The organism is Bacillus sp. FSL E2-8868, from assembly GCF_038005505.1.
Classification (GTDB): Bacteria; Bacillota; Bacilli; order Bacillales; family Bacillaceae_G; genus Bacillus_A; species Bacillus_A mycoides.
This window is the reverse complement of sequence record NZ_JBBOTI010000002.1, coordinates 51,953-69,988: the sequence shown is the minus strand read 5'-3', so window position 1 is coordinate 69,988 and position 18,036 is coordinate 51,953. Positions and strand designations below refer to the sequence as shown.

Annotated in this window: 16 protein-coding genes; 14 read left to right on the top strand and 2 right to left on the bottom strand. The window is 34.7% G+C overall.

All coding sequences use genetic code 11. From position 1 onward, the window contains the following. Positions 1 to 145: 145 nt before the first annotated feature. Positions 146 to 1,522: a lytic polysaccharide monooxygenase gene (locus tag NSS74_RS11370; RefSeq protein WP_149190524.1), complete on the top strand. Its 1,377-nt coding sequence runs from the start codon at positions 146 to 148 to the stop codon at positions 1,520 to 1,522. Positions 1,523 to 1,675: 153 nt separating this feature from the next. Here NSS74_RS11370 and NSS74_RS11365 read toward each other — a convergent pair whose 3' ends face one another. Both NSS74_RS11365 and NSS74_RS11360 read right to left on the bottom strand, forming a co-directional pair. Further along, a complete protein-coding gene (locus NSS74_RS11365) occupies positions 1,676 to 3,091 on the bottom strand; it encodes a phosphatidylinositol-specific phospholipase C (RefSeq protein WP_149190525.1) in 1,416 nt (471 codons plus the stop codon). 421 nt (positions 3,092 to 3,512) lie between these two features. Beyond that, entirely contained in the window at positions 3,513 to 4,082 is a 570-nt protein-coding gene (locus tag NSS74_RS11360; protein WP_002016999.1) for a hypothetical protein, read from the bottom strand. Between the two features lie 600 nt (positions 4,083 to 4,682). On the opposite strand from NSS74_RS11360, the gene NSS74_RS11355 reads away from it, so the two are divergent. The 13 genes from NSS74_RS11355 (at position 4,683) to NSS74_RS11295 (ending at position 17,787) form a co-directional block, all read left to right on the top strand. Further along, positions 4,683 to 5,525, top strand: coding sequence for a metallophosphoesterase (locus NSS74_RS11355; protein WP_149190526.1), 843 nt, complete (start codon positions 4,683 to 4,685; stop codon positions 5,523 to 5,525). Positions 5,526 to 5,741: 216 nt separating this feature from the next. Beyond that, positions 5,742 to 5,993, top strand: a complete 252-nt coding sequence (locus NSS74_RS11350) for a hypothetical protein (RefSeq protein WP_061675549.1) — start codon at positions 5,742 to 5,744, stop codon at positions 5,991 to 5,993. 184 nt (positions 5,994 to 6,177) lie between these two features. Continuing rightward, positions 6,178 to 6,903 carry an ABC transporter ATP-binding protein gene (locus NSS74_RS11345; protein WP_002032219.1) on the top strand — a complete coding sequence of 242 codons (726 nt, stop codon included), beginning with the start codon at positions 6,178 to 6,180 and terminating at the stop codon, positions 6,901 to 6,903. Then, positions 6,900 to 7,919 carry an ABC transporter permease gene (locus NSS74_RS11340; protein ID WP_002085449.1) on the top strand — a complete coding sequence of 340 codons (1,020 nt, stop codon included), beginning with the start codon at positions 6,900 to 6,902 and terminating at the stop codon, positions 7,917 to 7,919. Before NSS74_RS11345 ends, NSS74_RS11340 begins: the two co-directional genes overlap by 4 nt. 24 nt (positions 7,920 to 7,943) lie before the next feature. After that, positions 7,944 to 8,597, top strand: coding sequence for a TetR/AcrR family transcriptional regulator (locus NSS74_RS11335; protein ID WP_002065518.1), 654 nt, complete (start codon positions 7,944 to 7,946; stop codon positions 8,595 to 8,597). A gap of 4 nt (positions 8,598 to 8,601) precedes the next feature. Beyond that, positions 8,602 to 9,570: a YbgA family protein gene (locus NSS74_RS11330; protein WP_149190527.1), complete on the top strand. Its 969-nt coding sequence runs from the start codon at positions 8,602 to 8,604 to the stop codon at positions 9,568 to 9,570. Positions 9,571 to 9,786: 216 nt separating this feature from the next. Continuing rightward, entirely contained in the window at positions 9,787 to 10,932 is a 1,146-nt protein-coding gene (locus NSS74_RS11325; RefSeq protein ID WP_002189664.1) for an acyl-CoA dehydrogenase, read from the top strand. A 15-nt stretch (positions 10,933 to 10,947) separates the two neighbouring features. Next, positions 10,948 to 12,285 (top strand): acetyl-CoA carboxylase biotin carboxylase subunit, encoded by a 1,338-nt coding sequence (locus NSS74_RS11320; RefSeq protein WP_016101963.1) that lies wholly within the window; start codon positions 10,948 to 10,950, stop codon positions 12,283 to 12,285. Between the two features lie 26 nt (positions 12,286 to 12,311). Then, positions 12,312 to 12,527 (top strand): acetyl-CoA carboxylase biotin carboxyl carrier protein subunit, encoded by a 216-nt coding sequence (locus NSS74_RS11315; RefSeq protein WP_001985297.1) that lies wholly within the window; start codon positions 12,312 to 12,314, stop codon positions 12,525 to 12,527. A gap of 21 nt (positions 12,528 to 12,548) precedes the next feature. Next, the gene (mvaB, locus tag NSS74_RS11310; RefSeq protein WP_002017011.1) at positions 12,549 to 13,460 is read left to right on the top strand and encodes a hydroxymethylglutaryl-CoA lyase; all 912 of its coding nucleotides are present in this window, start codon (positions 12,549 to 12,551) and stop codon (positions 13,458 to 13,460) included. A gap of 4 nt (positions 13,461 to 13,464) precedes the next feature. Beyond that, on the top strand, positions 13,465 to 14,253 hold the full coding sequence (locus tag NSS74_RS11305) for an enoyl-CoA hydratase (RefSeq protein WP_002065524.1): 789 nt from the start codon (positions 13,465 to 13,467) through the stop codon (positions 14,251 to 14,253). 2 nt (positions 14,254 to 14,255) lie between these two features. Continuing rightward, positions 14,256 to 15,797, top strand: a complete 1,542-nt coding sequence (locus NSS74_RS11300; RefSeq protein WP_002017014.1) for an acyl-CoA carboxylase subunit beta — start codon at positions 14,256 to 14,258, stop codon at positions 15,795 to 15,797. A gap of 49 nt (positions 15,798 to 15,846) precedes the next feature. After that, positions 15,847 to 17,787, top strand: a complete 1,941-nt coding sequence (locus NSS74_RS11295; protein WP_061690214.1) for an AMP-binding protein — start codon at positions 15,847 to 15,849, stop codon at positions 17,785 to 17,787. Positions 17,788 to 18,036: the final 249 nt, after the last annotated feature.

The window sequence follows — 18,036 nt, the reverse complement described above, 5'->3', positions numbered from 1 at the left end:
TTTGCTTAATTTAGCCCCATATTAGGTTAATAAATAAACTAAATGTGTTTATGTTATTGAACTATTAATATATTAGTAGGTGATTTGTTCGTTTATCCCTATATTGCTATTATATTAGCGTAAACAATATATTGGGGGGACAAGTATGAATTTGAAATTAACATCTAAGTTAGAAAGATTAAGAAAAAGTAAAAAAGGAATTGGTGCTTGTGTTTTAGCTGCAGGGGTGACGGCAATTACAATGATTCCTCAAAGTGCATATGCACATGGGTTTGTTGAAAAGCCGAGTAGTCGTGCTGCTTTATGTAGTCAGAATTATGGAGCATTAAATTTAAATTGTGGAAATGTAATGTACGAACCTCAAAGTCTAGAAGCACCTAAAGGATTCCCTGATGGTGGACCGATTGATGGGAAAATTGCTTCGGCAGGAGGATTGTTTGGAGGGATTCTTGACCAACAAACATCAAATCGCTGGTTCAAAAACACAATAAAGGGGGGAGCAAATACATTTACATGGAAATACACAGCGGCACATTCTACAAGTAAATGGCATTATTACATTACAAAAAAGGGATGGGATCCTAATAAACCATTAACACGTGCTGAATTAGAACCAATTGGAACTGTGAATCATGACGGTTCGGCAGCATCAAATAATTTAACACATACAATTAATGTACCAACTGATCGCAATGGTTATCATGTTATTTTAGCTGTATGGGATGTAGCAGATACGTCAAATGCGTTTTATAACGTAATTGATGTGAATTTAGTAAATAATGAAACTCCCGACACAGTAGCTCCAAGTCAACCAACGGGATTAAATGCGTCTAAAGTTTCTGCCAATAGTGTTGAACTAACATGGAAGGCCTCTACTGATAATATAGGCGTAAAAGAATATCAAGTGTTACGTAATGGAGAAGTAATTGGTACGGTACCAGGTACAACTTTTACTGATAAAAAATTAAAAGCAAATACGGAATATACCTATACAATAAAGGCATTAGACGCTGCTGGAAACATATCAAAAGAAAGTGAAAAACTAAAGGCTAAGACAACAAATGAAATTCCAGATAAAGAGGCTCCGACTCAACCAAAAGGATTACATAGTATGGGTACAACAGCGACAACTGTGGATTTGATGTGGAGTCCGTCTGAAGATAATGTAGGTGTTGACCATTATGTTGTATATAGAGAAAACGCAGGGGTTATGAATAAAATTGGGACAACGGATAATACATCCTTTGTGGATAAAAATTTAAAGGCAAATACATCGTACAAATATGTAGTGACAGCGGTTGATTTAGCTAGAAATGAGTCTAGTAGAAGTGATGTTTTAACTGTAGCAACAAAACTAGAGGACTCTACTTATGAAAAATGGGATGCAAGAAAAGCATACAATAAAGGTGATAAAGTAGTACATGAGGGAAAAGTGTATGAAGCGATTCAAAGTTATCAAGGGAACGGCGATCCAAATTGGATTTTTGCACTATCGCTTTGGAAGCCAGTTTTAAATAAATGATAAGTGGAAAAGGGTAGTTATCACTTATTCTATGTGCAATACCGGAACAGGGGTGCAATTTTTACTCTTCATCCCAATATATACGAAATGAAATTATTAAAGAACCCCAATGGTATTCCATCAAAAAGGAATTCCATTGGGATTCTTTATTTTTTAATTTGTAATAGCGTATATTTTCACTGTAAATTTGTTAGTGGCACCAAGTGGGCTTGCAATATAATATTTAGCATTCGTATAAGCTTCAGTCCTAGATCCATGTGAAATATTTTTCCAACGAGTAGAATCTGTACCTAGGGAAACGTCAATCATTACATTGAAAGAGATAGAAGAAGGATGATCTTTTTCTGAAGGCTCAATAATCCATTTTAATTCCTTAGTACCTACAGGTAAACTATCAATTTTAAAGTTTTGACTGGATCGATTTTGTTGTCCGGTTAAAGGGCTAGATTCGGATGAAATTTGCGAAATTAATATTTCTTTTTCATTCGAATGTATACCATTTAATTTAATGATACTATCAATTAAACCTGGACCAGGAAAATCAGCTGCGATAATACCAGAATGTTTAATTCCACCTTGTTGCAAGAGTTCGGTCCCAAGTGTATTCATTCCACCATAAAATACTTGACCATTTATATCACGAGGGAAATCTTCCCACGCATTAGTTGTAGCTTTTTGAATCATCTTGGGGTTACTATCAGTATTTCTGCTCTCTTTACCACTTGCAACAAACCAAGGATAAACATTATTTAATAATGCAGCAGCACCACCTGTGCCACTAAAATGGTTAAGATAGATTTTATCATTGTTAAAATTATTATTTGCATTTTGAAGGTGGGTTCTCACCGCATTCCATTTTTCATACATTCCGTCTGGTCCGTTTTCAATTTCAAATGTATCTTGTATATTTAAGCTATCGTAATTAATACCATATTGCTGAGAGGCTGTAAAGTTTTGTAAGATTACAATTTTCCCTCGGATGTCTCCTAGAGTAGGGTTATTTCTTTTTGAAGTTGGTACAGAACTCGGATCCCAAAAATAGGAAGAATTAAGGTCTTTGTATTTATTAAGTATTTCCTCGAATGATAGTGAGCCACTTTCAGGAGTAGTTTCTTCTTTTAAGCGCATTAAAATTGTTTCTGTAGGATGATCTTTTAAAAATTGAATTGCCTCTTTTAATACATCTTCAAACATTGCTTTTTGATTTACAATCCCATGGTACATTGCAAAAGAATCTTTTACACGTTTAACACGCATATCTACATATCGAATTCCGGAATTTAATTGTTGTGGTAGACTCATAGTTTGATTTCTTGTCAAATTTTCATCAAGAAAACTTGCTCCATGTAAAGCCATTGTACCGTGAGTCCCTGGAATAGATATTTCACTCAATTTTGTTGAATCTGCTACTTTCGACATCCATGCTGGGTTTTGATAGCCTATATTGGATTCATAGGAATAACCTGGATGACTATCAGCAAAAATAGTAGATGGTGTACTTAAACTTGCTAGTGTGAAACAAGTAAGGATACTAATTTTAAAAAAATTCCTCATTTTTATTTTGTTCATTTTATCTCTCCTGACTTTTAAACAATAGATATAATAAAACAAGATGATTTTTTACTACATCTATTGTTTTCATTCTTAAAGTAATGAATTTTTGTGTTTGAAAAAATCAAAATAGGGTAGGAAGTTATTTGAGATTTTAATAGTTTGTTGTAATAAATTGTATCTAATAGTCAAACGGATTCTTAAAGAATTGAAGCATAGATAGGTAAAAAACAAACTTTCCGCTGTACTGTATACAAACAAAACAGAAGTCTTAAAAAAGACTTCTATTTTGTGACATATAATGAATGATAAGGTGGTTAACAAATCAAGATAATGTGACTGAGTGGTAAAAATCTATTTATAGCTGTTTCAGAATTTTTTATATCAAGGTTACTTATGAAAAATGGGACTCTGTTAGGCTAACAAAAATTAAGAAATTCTACTCATTAAAACTTAAACTAACTACAGTTGCGATAGATTGGGCTGCATGTTCCCAGCTTCCATCTATCACTTTTCCAATCTGTTGACCAAGTGCATTTAAATCATTTGGATTAACTGGAATCCCATTATACGCAGCAAGAATTGATAAAAGTGGAGCAGCAAATGGTGTCCAACCACCTCTATCAATATTAAATACAGGCTTATCTATTACCTTTCCATCTTGCACTGTAAACTCATAATAAAATTGATCATCTGGACGAAAACTTAAATGATGAGAAATTTGTCCCTTAACATATGTTTTACCGCCACCTAAATTTACTACTTCAATTGGTTTTACATTAAATTCATGCTCAAATACTTTAATTTTTTTAACTTCTGGACCATTTAAGGCAGCTTTAACTGCTGTTTCCAAATTATTTTGTGCAAATGGTTGAATACTCATCTGTGTCTCTTCTTGTTGGATAGGAGCCTCTTTTTCAGCAGCAAACACCGATGTACTTGGTAGTGCACCTGTAGCCAATGTAGCTGCAAGTGCTGTCGTCATCATGATTTTTCTTTTCATCTTCATAGTTTTCTTCCTCCCTTAAAGTTATGATATATAATTTTTTAAAGACTGACATGGGGCAATATTTTATTTCATAATGCACGCAAAAAAATAGTTTAAGAATTATGTGAAATTATGTCAGAAAATCAAAGTTAATTATATATGCACTTACAATGATAGCTATCTACACATATTTTTTCAATTTTCTAACAAATAATACAGTAATACCTTTTCATAAGGCAATTTAGTGTTTCAATTCTCTCTTTGTACGTTTTAAACAAATTAAAATCGTAGTGGTAATAATATATTTGTAATCAAATGTCGTATATACTTCGAGAAAAGTACACAATATTTTTATAAAAAACTATAGGAAATATCATGATATAGTTATCAAACTAAGTAAGATAAATGTTAATATTATGAAGAGATTCCAGTGATCTGCTATAAAATTACTGAAGAATGAGCATGACATCATACACGCATACGATTGAAAAATTTTATAAGTGGCGTATAAAACTATAGCAAATACTACAAATCAATTAAAAAATTTCAGTTATTCTGAATGCGAAGGGCACGTAATATTTATTGTGAACTGTAGTATTGATCAAGATTTTAGGAGGAAATATGAACAAGAAGACTAAAAGAATCATATTAATTATTGGTATATTAGTAGGCATTAGTATCTTTTTATATTTACAAAACAATTTAATAAGTATAACTGAGGTTAAAATAACCTCTAGTAAAATTCCCTCTTCTTTTAAAGGATATAAAATACTACAAATTTCAGATTTACATAATAAAAAATTTGGTGATAATCAAGACGTTTTAATTCAAAAAGTAAAAAGCATAAATCCAGATATTATTGCTATTACGGGTGATTTAATAGACAGTAAATCGTACGATGCAGAAATTAGTATGCAAGTAATACGAGAACTTGTAAAGGAATACCCGGTATATTTTGTGACAGGAAATCATGAAAAATGGTCAGGAAAATATAACAGTTTAGAAAAAAAATTAAAGAAACAGCATGTCACTGTTTTAAGAAATGAACATGTAATAATACAAAAGGAAGGACACGAAATAAACTTGTTAGGAATTGATGATCCGGAATTTAATACTGGAGATATTGATGAAGGAAGTATTGTAAAAGATGCAATTGTAAAAGCAAAAATTGAAACGCAGCCAGATAGGTATAATGTATTATTATCCCATAGGCCTGAATTTTTAGAAGCATATGCTGATGAGCAAGTAGATTTAGTGTTATCGGGTCATGCACATGGGGGACAAGTTCGGTTACCTTTTATCGGGGGATTAGTTGCTCCTAATCAAGGAATACTGCCCAAATATACAGCGGGTTTATATGAACAACAAAATACGTCTATGATAGTTAGTAGAGGATTAGGCAATAGTATCATTCCGCAAAGAGTTTTTAATAGACCTGAGATTGTAGTCGTGCAGTTAAATTAATCTGTACTGCTTTTTTGTTCAGGAGAATAATTTAAAGGTAGTTTTTCTTGAGTACAAGTTTCCATTACAATTTTGTTAAAATTTTTCAACGTTACATAAAGTAACAAAATTTGACCTATTGAGTTTGTTATAGTGTAAATAATCAAAAAACTTAAAAATTAGTCGAGTTAAAATAGTTATTATTAAGCAATATTAAAAATATAAAGGGGTGTACAAATGCATAAAGAATTTGAAATTGAAGAATATACGGCGATTGAGGAGCAAATTCATTATTATAGTACGTCTTTATTAGTAAGTCATCCTGAGCAAATTGTAAAGTATTTAGAAAAACGGTTGGAAAAGTATGCAGAAACGTTACAATATGCACATTTATATCCGGAAACGGTTATATTACCAATACAGCAAATAGTTATCGAATATTCATTAGATGTTGCTAGAATTAGAAGGTATTTAAAGTTAAAAACATAACAAAAATCGAATAATTTACAATGAAACAGAGTCGACTTTAAGAAAAGATATTCTAATGTCGACTCTGTTTCATTGATTTAGTAAATAACAGAAAAAATATATGTTTGAAAAGTTTGACATATAATAATTCGAGAGTAAAATAAAAGTGAGTACTCACTCATTTTAAAGAAAAGGGGGATTTTTAGTGCAGCAACCTTCAATTATTTTACGAGATGTATCAAAAAGTTTTGGGAAAAAAGAAGTTTTGCATAACCTTTCGCTGCAAGTAGAAAAAGCAGAAATTTTTGGCTTGGTTGGACCTTCCGGATCAGGGAAAACAACACTCATTAAAATGATTGCAGGTATTAATGAGTCAACTACAGGGGATGTAATTGTTTTTAATACAAACATGCCTAATCTAAATGAAATGAAAAGAATTGGTTATATGGCTCAGGCTGATGCATTATACGAAGAACTATCGGCATATGAAAATGCAGATTTTATTGCAACGATGTATGGGTTAAAAGGTAAGCGTAAGAAAGAGAGAATCGTAGAAGTTTTTGAACTTGTGCAATTATCAGAGCATATGAAAAAGCAAGTACAGCATTTTTCAGGTGGAATGAAAAAACGTTTATCATTGGCGATAGCACTCCTTCATGAACCAGAAATATTAATTTTAGATGAGCCAACAGTTGGGATAGATCCTCTACTTCGAAAATCGATTTGGGAGAAGTTTTATGACCTTAAAAAGAAAGGGACAACTATTATTGTAACAACGCACATTATGGATGAAGCTGAGTTTTGCGAACGTCTAGGGCTAATTAGAGAAGGGAATTTAGTTGCGATTGGCACACCGGAGGAATTGAAAAAACAAACATCTTCTGGACGAATTGAAGATGTCTTTATGTTAGAAGGAGTGATTGAATCATGAGAGTTAATGGTGTAGTCATCCGTATCATTCGTCAATTTTTTCGAGATAAGCGTTCTTTAGCAATGATGTTTGGGGCACCAATGTTATTACTTTGGTTATTGTCGCTAGTATTTACACAAAAAGACTATATACCGCATATTGCTGTAGTCGATGTACCTGCTCCTATAGTAAAAGTAATGAAAAATCAAGAAGCATCAATTTATGAATATAGTAAAGACAAAGCAATTTCGGAATTAGAAAAGCAAAAGGTAGATGCAGTAATTCATTTAGAAAATGGAAAAATGAATCTTCTATTAGAAGGCAGTGATTCATCAAAAAACCGTGCGGTACTTCAAGTATTGCAAAAGAGTACAGAGAAGAATGATGTATCAATGATGAAGCCTGAAGTGGATTATTTACATGGCTCTAAAGACATTACGATGTTCGATGGGCTTGGTCCCGTATTAATTGGTTTCTTTACATTTTTCTTTGTATTTATATTGTCCGGAGTATCTTTTGTAAGAGAACGTTTAAGTGGTACATTAGAGAGATTATTGTCCACACCAGTGAGAAGATGGGAAATAGTTTTAGGGTATATTATTGGTTTTGGAATCTTTGCATTTATACAATCTATTATAATTGTAAGTTTTTCAGTTTATATTTTAGATTTATATGTAGCTGGCTCAATATGGCTAACGCTACTTATAACATGTATGCTTTCTTTAACTGCACTAACATTAGGCACATTTTTATCGGCATACGCAAATAATGAATTTCAAATGATTCAATTTATACCGCTTGTTATTGTGCCACAAGTTTTCTTTTCTGGGTTGTTTCCAATGGAATCCATGAATACATGGTTACAAATGTTAGGTAAATTATTTCCACTCACATATGGTGCTGACGCTATGAGACAAGTAATGATTCGGAATCAAGGGTTTACAGAGATTGCATTAGATCTTACTGTATTACTACTTTTTTCACTATTATTTGCAGTAGGAAATGTATTTGCATTAAAGAAACATCGCAAAATATAATGATGATAAAAAGGAGCACAATAAATGAAGAAGGATTGGCTGGAAGAATTAGTTGCCGCAACGAATACTGATAAACGTAATGAACGTCAAATGCGTATATTAGAGGCAGCTGTTGATATGTTTGGAGAAAAAGGGTACGCCTCAACTTCAACGAGTGAAATTGCAAAGCGAGCTGGTGTAGCGGAAGGAACAATCTTCCGCTACTATAAAACGAAAAAAGATTTATTGTTTGCAGTCGTGATGCCGACCTTAACAAAGTTCGCTGCACCATTTTTCGTACAAGCCTTTGCAAAAGAAATATTTAAAACAGAGTATGAATCGTATGAAGTGCTTTTAAGAGTAATAATTCAAAATAGATTTGAATTTGCTAAAAAGCACTTTCCAATGATAAAAATATTAATTCAAGAAGTACCATTTCAGCCAGAACTAAAAAGTGAAATACAACAATTAATAGAAACAGAACTGCTTGTACATTTTAAAAAGCTGATTGCTAAGTTTCAAGAAGAAGGGGAAATTATTGAACTTCCGCCTTCTTCTGTATTACGTCTTACTTTATCAGCTGTATTAGGGTTGCTCTTAACGAGGTTTTTATTATTGCCGGAAGAGAAATGGGACGATGAAGTGGAAATTGAAAATACGATTCAATTTATATTGTATGGACTAACGCCACGGAGGTAATGTGATGCGACAATTTGCTAAACCGATAATTGTTGTAAGTAAATGTTTAGAATTTGATGCCTGTCGTTATAATGGAGAGATGGTTCCAGATTTAACAATTCGAAACTTGCAGCCATTTGTTACATTTATACCTGTATGTCCTGAAGTAGAAATTGGTTTAGGGACTCCTCGTGAAACGATACGTATTGTAGAAAAAAACGGTACGAATAGGCTTGTGCAACCGTCAATACGAGAAGATGTAACTGAAAAAATGAATGAATTTTCAAATGCATTTTTACAAACATTACCTGAAGTTGACGGTTTTATTTTGAAGAATCGTTCGCCAAGTTGCGGAACTCGTGATGTGAAAATCTATTCTGGTTTTGAAAAAGGGCCAGTAAAAGGAAAAGGAACTGGATTATTTGGCGGAGCAGTAATAAAAAAATTTTCGCATCTTCCAATTGAAGAAGAAGGTAGATTGTCGAATTTTATTATTAGAGAGCATTTCTTTACAAGATTGTTTACAATCGCGCATTACAAAATGATTAAACATACTAAAAACATAAAAGAACTCGTAGCGTTTCAATCAGATTATAAGTATTTATTTATGGCATATAATCAGGTGAAACAAAAAGAATTAGGGCGTATTATTGCAAATCAAAAAAATGAAACAATTGAAGTCGTATTTGATAACTATGAGAAGACTTTATATAAATTATTTATTCGCGCGCCTCGCTATACATCGAATGTAAATGTATGTGAGCACATTTTCGGATATTTTAAAACAAAGCTAAAAAAACAAGAAAAAGATCATTTTTTAGAGCTGATACAAAAATATGCAGAAAAGAAAATACCACTTAGTAGTTTGCTTACAATTTTAAAATCATGGGCTATTCGATTTGATGAAAAGTATTTATTAAGACAAACATATTTCGAACCATACCCTGAAGGGTTAGTAGAAATTTCTGATTCGGGAAAAGGTAGAGATTATTAAACAATAAATTACATAATTCGACACAAAACCTCCTATGTTGTTGTAGAACAATGTAGGAATTTTTTTGTGCATTGGTACAGAATCTGTTTTAAAATTAAGTTATGACAGAATTATAGCAATTGTCTAACTAATATTCGTGTCTTTTAAGAAGTAATGTTTGTAGTAGAAACTCGCACGCTGTCGAAACTCAATATTCGATAAGGGGTGTGTAGCGGAATGGAATTTACTCTAACTCGCGAAAAACAAATGATTAAAGAAATGGTACGTGACTTTGCTGAAAAGGAAATCGCACCGAAAGCTGTATATTATGACAAAACTGCGGAATTTCCATATGAAACATTTCAAAAAATGGGCGAACTAGGATTATTAGGTATCCCATTCCCGGAAGAGTATGGAGGTTCAGGTGGCGATACGTTATCGTACGCGTTAGCTGTTGAAGAAATTGGTCGTGCTTGTGGTGGAACAGGTTTAAGCTATGCTGCAACAATTTCATTAGGTGCTTCTCCAATTTATTATTTCGGTACAGAAGAACAAAAACAGAAATTTTTAGTTCCAATGGCGTCAGGTAAAACGTTAGGTGCTTTCGGATTAACGGAGCCAAATGCTGGATCTGATGCAGGGGGCACACAAACGAAAGCAATTTTAGATGGCGATGAATATGTTATTAGTGGTGAAAAGTGCTGGATTACAAACGCAGAGTATGCAAATACAATTATTGTAACCGCTATCAACGGTTTTGAAGACAATGGTAAAAAACGTATTTCTGCATTTATCGTACCGACTACTAGTGAAGGATTAACGATTTCAAGCCCTTACGATAAGATGGGTGTTCGTGCTTCTAATACTTGTGAAATCGTACTTGATGGTGTACGTGTACCGAAAGAAAATATTCTTGGTGATGTAAATAAAGGATTTAAACAATTCTTATATACACTTGATGGAGGACGTATTTCAATTGCAGCATTAGCAGTAGGTATTGCACAATCTGCATTTGAGCGTGCATTGCAATATGCGAAAGAACGTCAACAATTTGGAAAATCGATTTCTAATTTCCAAGCGATTCAATTTAAATTGGCTGATATGGCGACTGAAGTAGAATTAGCGCGTAATTTAGTACATAAAGCAGCTTGGTTAAAAGATAACGATAAACCTTTCGGTAAAGAAGCGGCTATGGCAAAGTTGTTTGCATCTGAAGCTGCAAGTCGTATAGCAAATCATGCAGTACAAATTCATGGTGGATATGGCTATATGCGTGAATATGAAGTTGAACGATATATTCGTGATGCAAAACTTTTAGAAATTGGTGAAGGAACTTCTGAAATTCAACGTCTCGTAATTGCAAGACATTTAGGATGTAGATAAAAAGGAGGAGTCACTATGTTTCAAAAAATATTAATTGCTAATCGCGGGGAAATCGCAGTTCGCATTATGAAAACTTGTCAAAAACTTGGCATTCGTACCGTTGCTATTTATTCTGAGGCTGATGAAAATGCCCTTCATGTAAAATTGGCAAATGAAGCTTACTTAGTAGGCGGTCCGCGTGTCCAAGAAAGCTATTTAAACCTTGAAAAAATTATTGAAATAGCTAAGAAGACACATGCTGAAGCAATCCATCCGGGGTACGGATTATTATCAGAGAATCCATCTTTTCCGATTCGCTGTAAAGAAGAAGGAATCGTATTTATCGGTCCTTCAGAAGAAATCATTACTAAGATGGGAAGTAAAATTGAGTCACGTATAGCGATGCAAGCAGCAGATGTGCCAGTAGTTCCAGGCATTACTACAAATATTGAAACTGCTGAAGAAGCAATTGAAATTGCGAAACAAATTGGTTATCCATTAATGCTTAAGGCATCCGCGGGCGGCGGAGGCATTGGAATGCAGTTGATGGAAACTGAGCAAACGCTCACCAAAGCATTTGAAAGTAATAAAACAAGAGCGCAAAATTTCTTTGGTAACGGAGAAATGTATTTAGAGCGCTATATAGCAGATGCACATCATATTGAAATTCAGCTTTTAGCAGATACACATGGTAATACAGTGTATTTATGGGAACGCGAATGTTCAGTGCAGCGCCGAAATCAAAAAGTAATTGAAGAAGCACCTTCACCATTTTTAGATGAGGGTACACGAAAGGCTATGGGAGAAGTTGCTGTACAAGCTGCTAAAGCACTTGGTTATACAAATGCAGGTACAGTTGAGTTTCTTGTAGATGATCAAAAGAACTTTTATTTCTTAGAAATGAATACGAGATTACAAGTAGAACATCCAGTTACAGAAGAAATTACTGGGTTAGACTTAGTTGAACAACAATTACTTATCGCATATGGTGAGAAGCTATCATTTACACAGGATGATGTAAAACGTAGTGGTCATGCCATTGAGGCTCGTATTTATGCAGAAGATCCGAAAACATTCTTCCCATCACCTGGGAAAATTACAGATTTAACGTTACCGACAAATATACGTATTGATCACTTTTTGGAGAATCAAGTAACGATTACACCTTTCTATGATCCAATGATTGCGAAAGTAATCGCACATGGTGAAACTCGTGAAGAAGCGATTTCAAAATTAAAAATTGCTCTAGAAGAGTTAAAAGTAGAAGGTATTAAAACAAACACACCAATGTTACTGCAAGTACTCGGAGACGATGTGTTCAAAAGTGGTATTTATACAACGGGTTTTGTAACGAAACAACTTGTTAAAAAGTAAGATTTATGAATATTAAGGGGGAAAAAATGATGACGAAAGTATATGCATCGATGGCAGGAAATGTTTGGAAGATTGTTGTAGGAGTAGGAGATACAGTAGAGGAAGAGCAGGATGTCGTCATTTTGGAATCTATGAAAATGGAAATTCCAATCGTTTCAGAAGAAGCCGGAACTGTTATGAAAATTAACGTACAAGAAGGCGATTTTGTAAATGAAGGAGATGTATTACTAGAAATTGAATAGGGAGATATAGGGGGAAGCGAATTGAAACTACCTAATTTTGCTGTCATTAAAGAAGTCGGGCCACGTGATGGCTTACAGAATGAAAAAAAGATTGTTGGCACAAAAGATAAAGTAAAATGGATTCAACTACTTACAGAAGCGGGATTGTCGTACGTTGAAGTTTCCTCATTTGTTCACCCTAAATGGGTTCCTGCATTAGCAGATGCAAGTGATGTATTTTCTGAGCTAAAAAGGGATCCAAATGTTACATATGCAGCGCTTGTTCCAAATCAAAATGGTTTGGAACGAGCTTTTTTGCAAAATGTAGATGAGGTGAATGTTTTTTTATCAGCAAGTGAATCTCACAATAAAAGTAATATTAATAAATCTATTAAAGAAGCATTAGCTGTAATTGAAGATATAACAAAACAGGCAACGTTCGAAGGTAAAAAGGTACGAGGCTATGTTTCTACTGTATTTGGATGTCCTTATGAAGGGGATATAAGTGCCACAGCAGTTGACGAAATATGTAATCAACTATTTTCATACGGCATTTATGAAGTTTCTCTCGGTGACACGATTGGTGTAGCGAATCCATTACAAGTAGAACAAGTATTAGAACATCTATTAAAGAAGTATGATGCTTCGCAGTTTGCAATGCATTTTCATAATACGTATGGAATGGCTCTGGCGAATGTAGTTAAGTCTTTAGAATATGGTATTACAACGTTTGATAGTTCTTGTGGTGGACTCGGAGGATGTCCTTATGCACCAGGAGCATCGGGTAATGTTGCTACTGATGACTTAGTGCATATGCTCCATAAGCTGGGAGTCCAAACTAATATTGATGAAGAAAAGCTATTGAGAGCTAGTCAGTTTATTCAAAGTAAGTTAAATATCCAATTACCGAGTCATGTGTATAGAGCGCTTCAACATAAAACGATAAGTAGGTGAGAAGATGCTACAATTACAAAACATTTCAGTTGACTATGTTACACCGCACGTTGTAAAGATTTCGTTAAATCGTGAAAGACAAGCAAACTCATTATCTTTGGCATTATTAGAAGAATTACAAACTATATTAACTCAAATAAACGAAGAATCAAATACGCGCGTTGTTATTTTAACAGGGGATGGCGAAAAAGCATTTTGCGCTGGTGCTGATCTAAAAGAGCGTGCCAACATGAGTGAAGAACAAGTTCGCCATGCTGTGGGTATGATTCGTTCTACTATGGAGATGGTGGAACAATTACCACAACCAGTTATTGCTGCTATTAATGGAATCGCACTTGGTGGAGGTACTGAATTAAGCTTAGCTTGTGATTTTAGAATTGCTTCTGACACTGCAAGTCTAGGTCTTACTGAAACTTCTCTTGCAATTATACCTGGAGCAGGTGGTACGCAGCGTTTACCGAGATTAATTGGAGTCGGTAGAGCGAAAGAATTAATTTATACAGGAAGACGTATTTCGGCGCAAGAAGCGAAAGAATATGGTTTAGTAGAATTCGTAGTACCAGCTGATTTACTAGAAGAGAAAGCAATTGAAATTGCAGATCGAATTGCTAATAATGGTCCAATTGCTGTTCGATTAGCAAAAGAAGCAATTTCAAATGGAATTCAAGTAGATTTACATACCGGCTTACAAATGGAAAAACAGGCGTATGAGGGCGTAATCCATACGAAAGATAGATTAGAAGGATTACAGGCATTCAAGGAAAAACGCAAACCAATGTATAAGGGGGAGTAAATATGTTAGATCAAAAACAACAATCTAATTCATTTGAAGAACGAGTTGAAACAATTAAGCAAGGCGGGGCACCGAAATATCATGAACAAAACAAAGCAAAAGGGAAACTTTTTGTTCGAGATCGTTTAGCTCTTTTATTCGATAATGGTGAATATGTGGAAGATGCATTATTTGCAAATTGTGAACAAACTGGATTACCAGCTGATGGTGTTGTAACTGCGACTGGTAAAATACATGGTCGTACTGCGTGCGTAATGGCAAATGATTCGACTGTAAAAGCTGGATCATGGGGAGCACGTACAGTTGAAAAAATTCTACGAATTCAAGAAACAGCAGAAAAATTACGTGTACCGTTATTTTATTTAGTTGATTCTGCTGGAGCGCGTATTACAGATCAAGTTGAAATGTTCCCTGGACGCCGCGGTGCAGGAAGAATCTTTTATAACCAAGTGAAATTATCTGGTAAAGTGCCACAAATTTGTTTATTATTTGGACCTTCAGCGGCTGGTGGTGCGTATATTCCAGCATTTTGTGACGTTGTTATGATGGTTGAAGGAAATGCTTCTATGTATTTAGGGTCTCCGCGTATGGCTGAAATGGTTATCGGTGAGAAGGTAACTTTAGAAGAAATGGGCGGAGCACGTATGCATTGCTCAGTATCAGGATGCGGAGATGTTTTATGTAAAACAGAAGAAGATGCAATTACGCAAGCAAGACAATATATTTCTTATTTTCCAAGTAACTATTTAGAAAAGACTCCTTTGATTACACCTCAAGAACCGAAACAGTTCGATAAAACGTTAGAAGAAATCATTCCAGAAAATCAAAATGCTCCTTTCAATATGAAAGATCTCATTAACAGAATTATTGATGAAGGATCTTTCTTTGAAGTGAAAAAATTATTTGCTCAAGAACTAATTACAGGTTTAGCACGTATTGATGGTAAGCCAATTGGCATTATTGCAAATCAGCCGCGTATGAAGGGCGGCGTATTATTCCACGATTCAGCTGATAAAGCAGCGAAGTTTATAAATTTATGCGATGCATACCATATTCCATTATTATTCCTTGCAGATGTACCTGGATTTATGATTGGTACAAAAGTAGAACGTGCCGGAATTATTCGTCACGGTGCAAAAATGATCTCTGCAATGAGTGAAGCAACTGTACCGAAAATTTCTATCGTCGTTCGAAAAGCATATGGAGCTGGCTTATATGCAATGGCAGGTCCAGCGTTTGAACCAGATTGCTGCTTAGCATTACCAACAGCTTCTATTGCAGTAATGGGTCCAGAAGCAGCGGTCAATGCTGTATATGCAAATAAGATTGCAGCTTTACCAGAAGAAGAGCGTGCAAGCTTTATTGCTGAAAAACGAGAAGAGTATAAGAAAGATATTGATATTTACCGTTTAGCATCAGAGATGGTGATTGATGGTATTGTTCATCCAAATAATTTACGTGAAGAGTTAAAAGGACGATTCGAAATGTATATGAGCAAATATCAAGTATTCACGGATCGTAAACATCCTGTATATCCAGTTTAAAAGCCCTATTTAGGGCTTTCTTGCTCAAAAAGTCAAGGAGGGGAAAATATTGAAACAAGCAGTTTGGTTTCCAACAGAAGAATATAAAGAAAAAACGCGTTTATTTGGTTGGATGAAATCATTAGGCTATGAAGATTACGAAGCTTTTTATAATAAGTCAATTGAAGAAACAGCATGGTTTTGGGGAGAAGCTGAGAGAGCAGTTGGCTATCAGTGGATGAAACCATATACAGAAGTGTTAGATTTAGAAAATGGTACACCGTTTGCACAGTGGTATACTGAGGGAACTTGTAACGTTGTAGAATCTGCTTTATCTCGCTGGCTTGCAGACGATAAAATGAAAACACAAGCAGCACTTATGTATGAAGGGGAAAACGGAACTTCGAAATCATTTACATATGAAGAGCTTGACAGCTGGGTAAGCCGTGTTGCCAACGGTTTGAAACATGCTGGTATTGAAAAAGGTGATCGTGTAACAATTTACATGCCGATGATTCCTGAAACAGTTGTTGCTATGTTAGCGGTAATGAAAATTGGAGCGATTATTTCACCAATATTCTCAGGTTTTGCTGCTGATGCAGTAATGACACGTGTACAAGCAGCTGGTTCAAAAATGGTTATTACCGCAGATGGCTTTTCACGCCGTGGGAAAATTGTTTCATTAAAAGATGAAGTAGATAAAGCTTGTGAACATTGTCCAACTGTTGAAAAGGTGGTAATTGTTCGTCATGCAGGAAATGATTTTACACCGCATAATTATGATTTTTCATGGAGTACGTTAGAAAAAGAAAAACCATTTATACATGCTGAAGAAATGAACAGTGATGATCCATTAATGCTTATATATACATCTGGAACGACTGGTAAGCCGAAGGGGACAGTACACACACATGCTGGTTTCCCGCTAAAATCTGCATTTGATGCAGGATTTGGAATGAATATAAAACAAGGCGACCGAGTATTATGGGTAACTGATATGGGCTGGATGATGGGACCATTTTTACTATTCGGCTCTTTAATTAATGGCGCAACAATGGTTATGTATGAAGGTGTCCCAGACTTTCCAGAAGCAGACCGCTTATGGGAGACAGTCGATAAATATGAAATTACTCATCTCGGTATTTCACCAACATTAATCCGTGCATTAATGGCAAAAGGTGATGAATATGTAAATAAACACTCGTTAAAGAGTTTAGAAGTATTCGCATCAACAGGAGAACCTTGGAATCCAGACCCATGGATGTGGTTATTTAATACAGTTGGTAAAGGTAAAGTACCAATTTGTAACTATTCAGGTGGAACTGAAATTTCAGGTGGGATTTTCGGGAATGTCCTAATTAAGCCGATCGCACCGATTAGTTTTAACGCATCTTTACCAGGAATGGCAGCGGTTGTACTTGATGATCAAGGTAAACCAATTCGAGATGAAGTCGGAGAATTATGTTTAGAAAAACCTTGGGTAGGTATGACGAAAAGTTTCTGGGAAGACGATGAGCGTTATGTAAACACTTACTGGTCACGTTTTGAAAATAAGTGGGTTCATGGTGACTGGGTCATTTATGACGGTGAACAATATATCATTACAGGCCGTTCAGATGATACGTTAAACATTGCTGGAAAACGTATTGGACCTGCTGAATATGAATCTATTCTTGTGAAACATAATGATGTAATAGAAGCAGCGGCAGTTGGTGTACCGGATGATGTAAAAGGAGAAGTTTGTCATTGTTTTGTTGTATTACGAGATGGTGTAACATTCTCAGGAGAATTAAAGAAAGAATTAATGAGTTTAGTAAACTCTCATATTGGTAAAGCTTTATGTCCAAAAGACATCCACGTTGTAGAAGATTTACCAAAAACACGAAATTCTAAAGTAATGCGACGTGTTATTAAAGCAGCTTACTTAGGAAAAGAGTTAGGAGATTTATCGTCACTTGTAAATCCTGAAGTAGTTCCGTTTATTCAGGGGTTACAGTCTAGCAAACTATAAAATTACGAATGAGCTCTATGTAAATAGAGCTCATTTTTAATGTTTACAAAAAGATAAGAGAGAAAAAGTAAATTTGAAGTTAAAAAATCTACTATTAGTGTTAAGTATATCTGTTTGTTTTTAGTTTTTATCAAAATAGGATACTATAGCTGTCTATTCAATGGAATGATTGAATTTTGTTAAGAATGAAAATTTAGTGAAGAAAAAGTAATGAATAAAAGGAGAAATCCCTGGGGGACAGGGATTCAA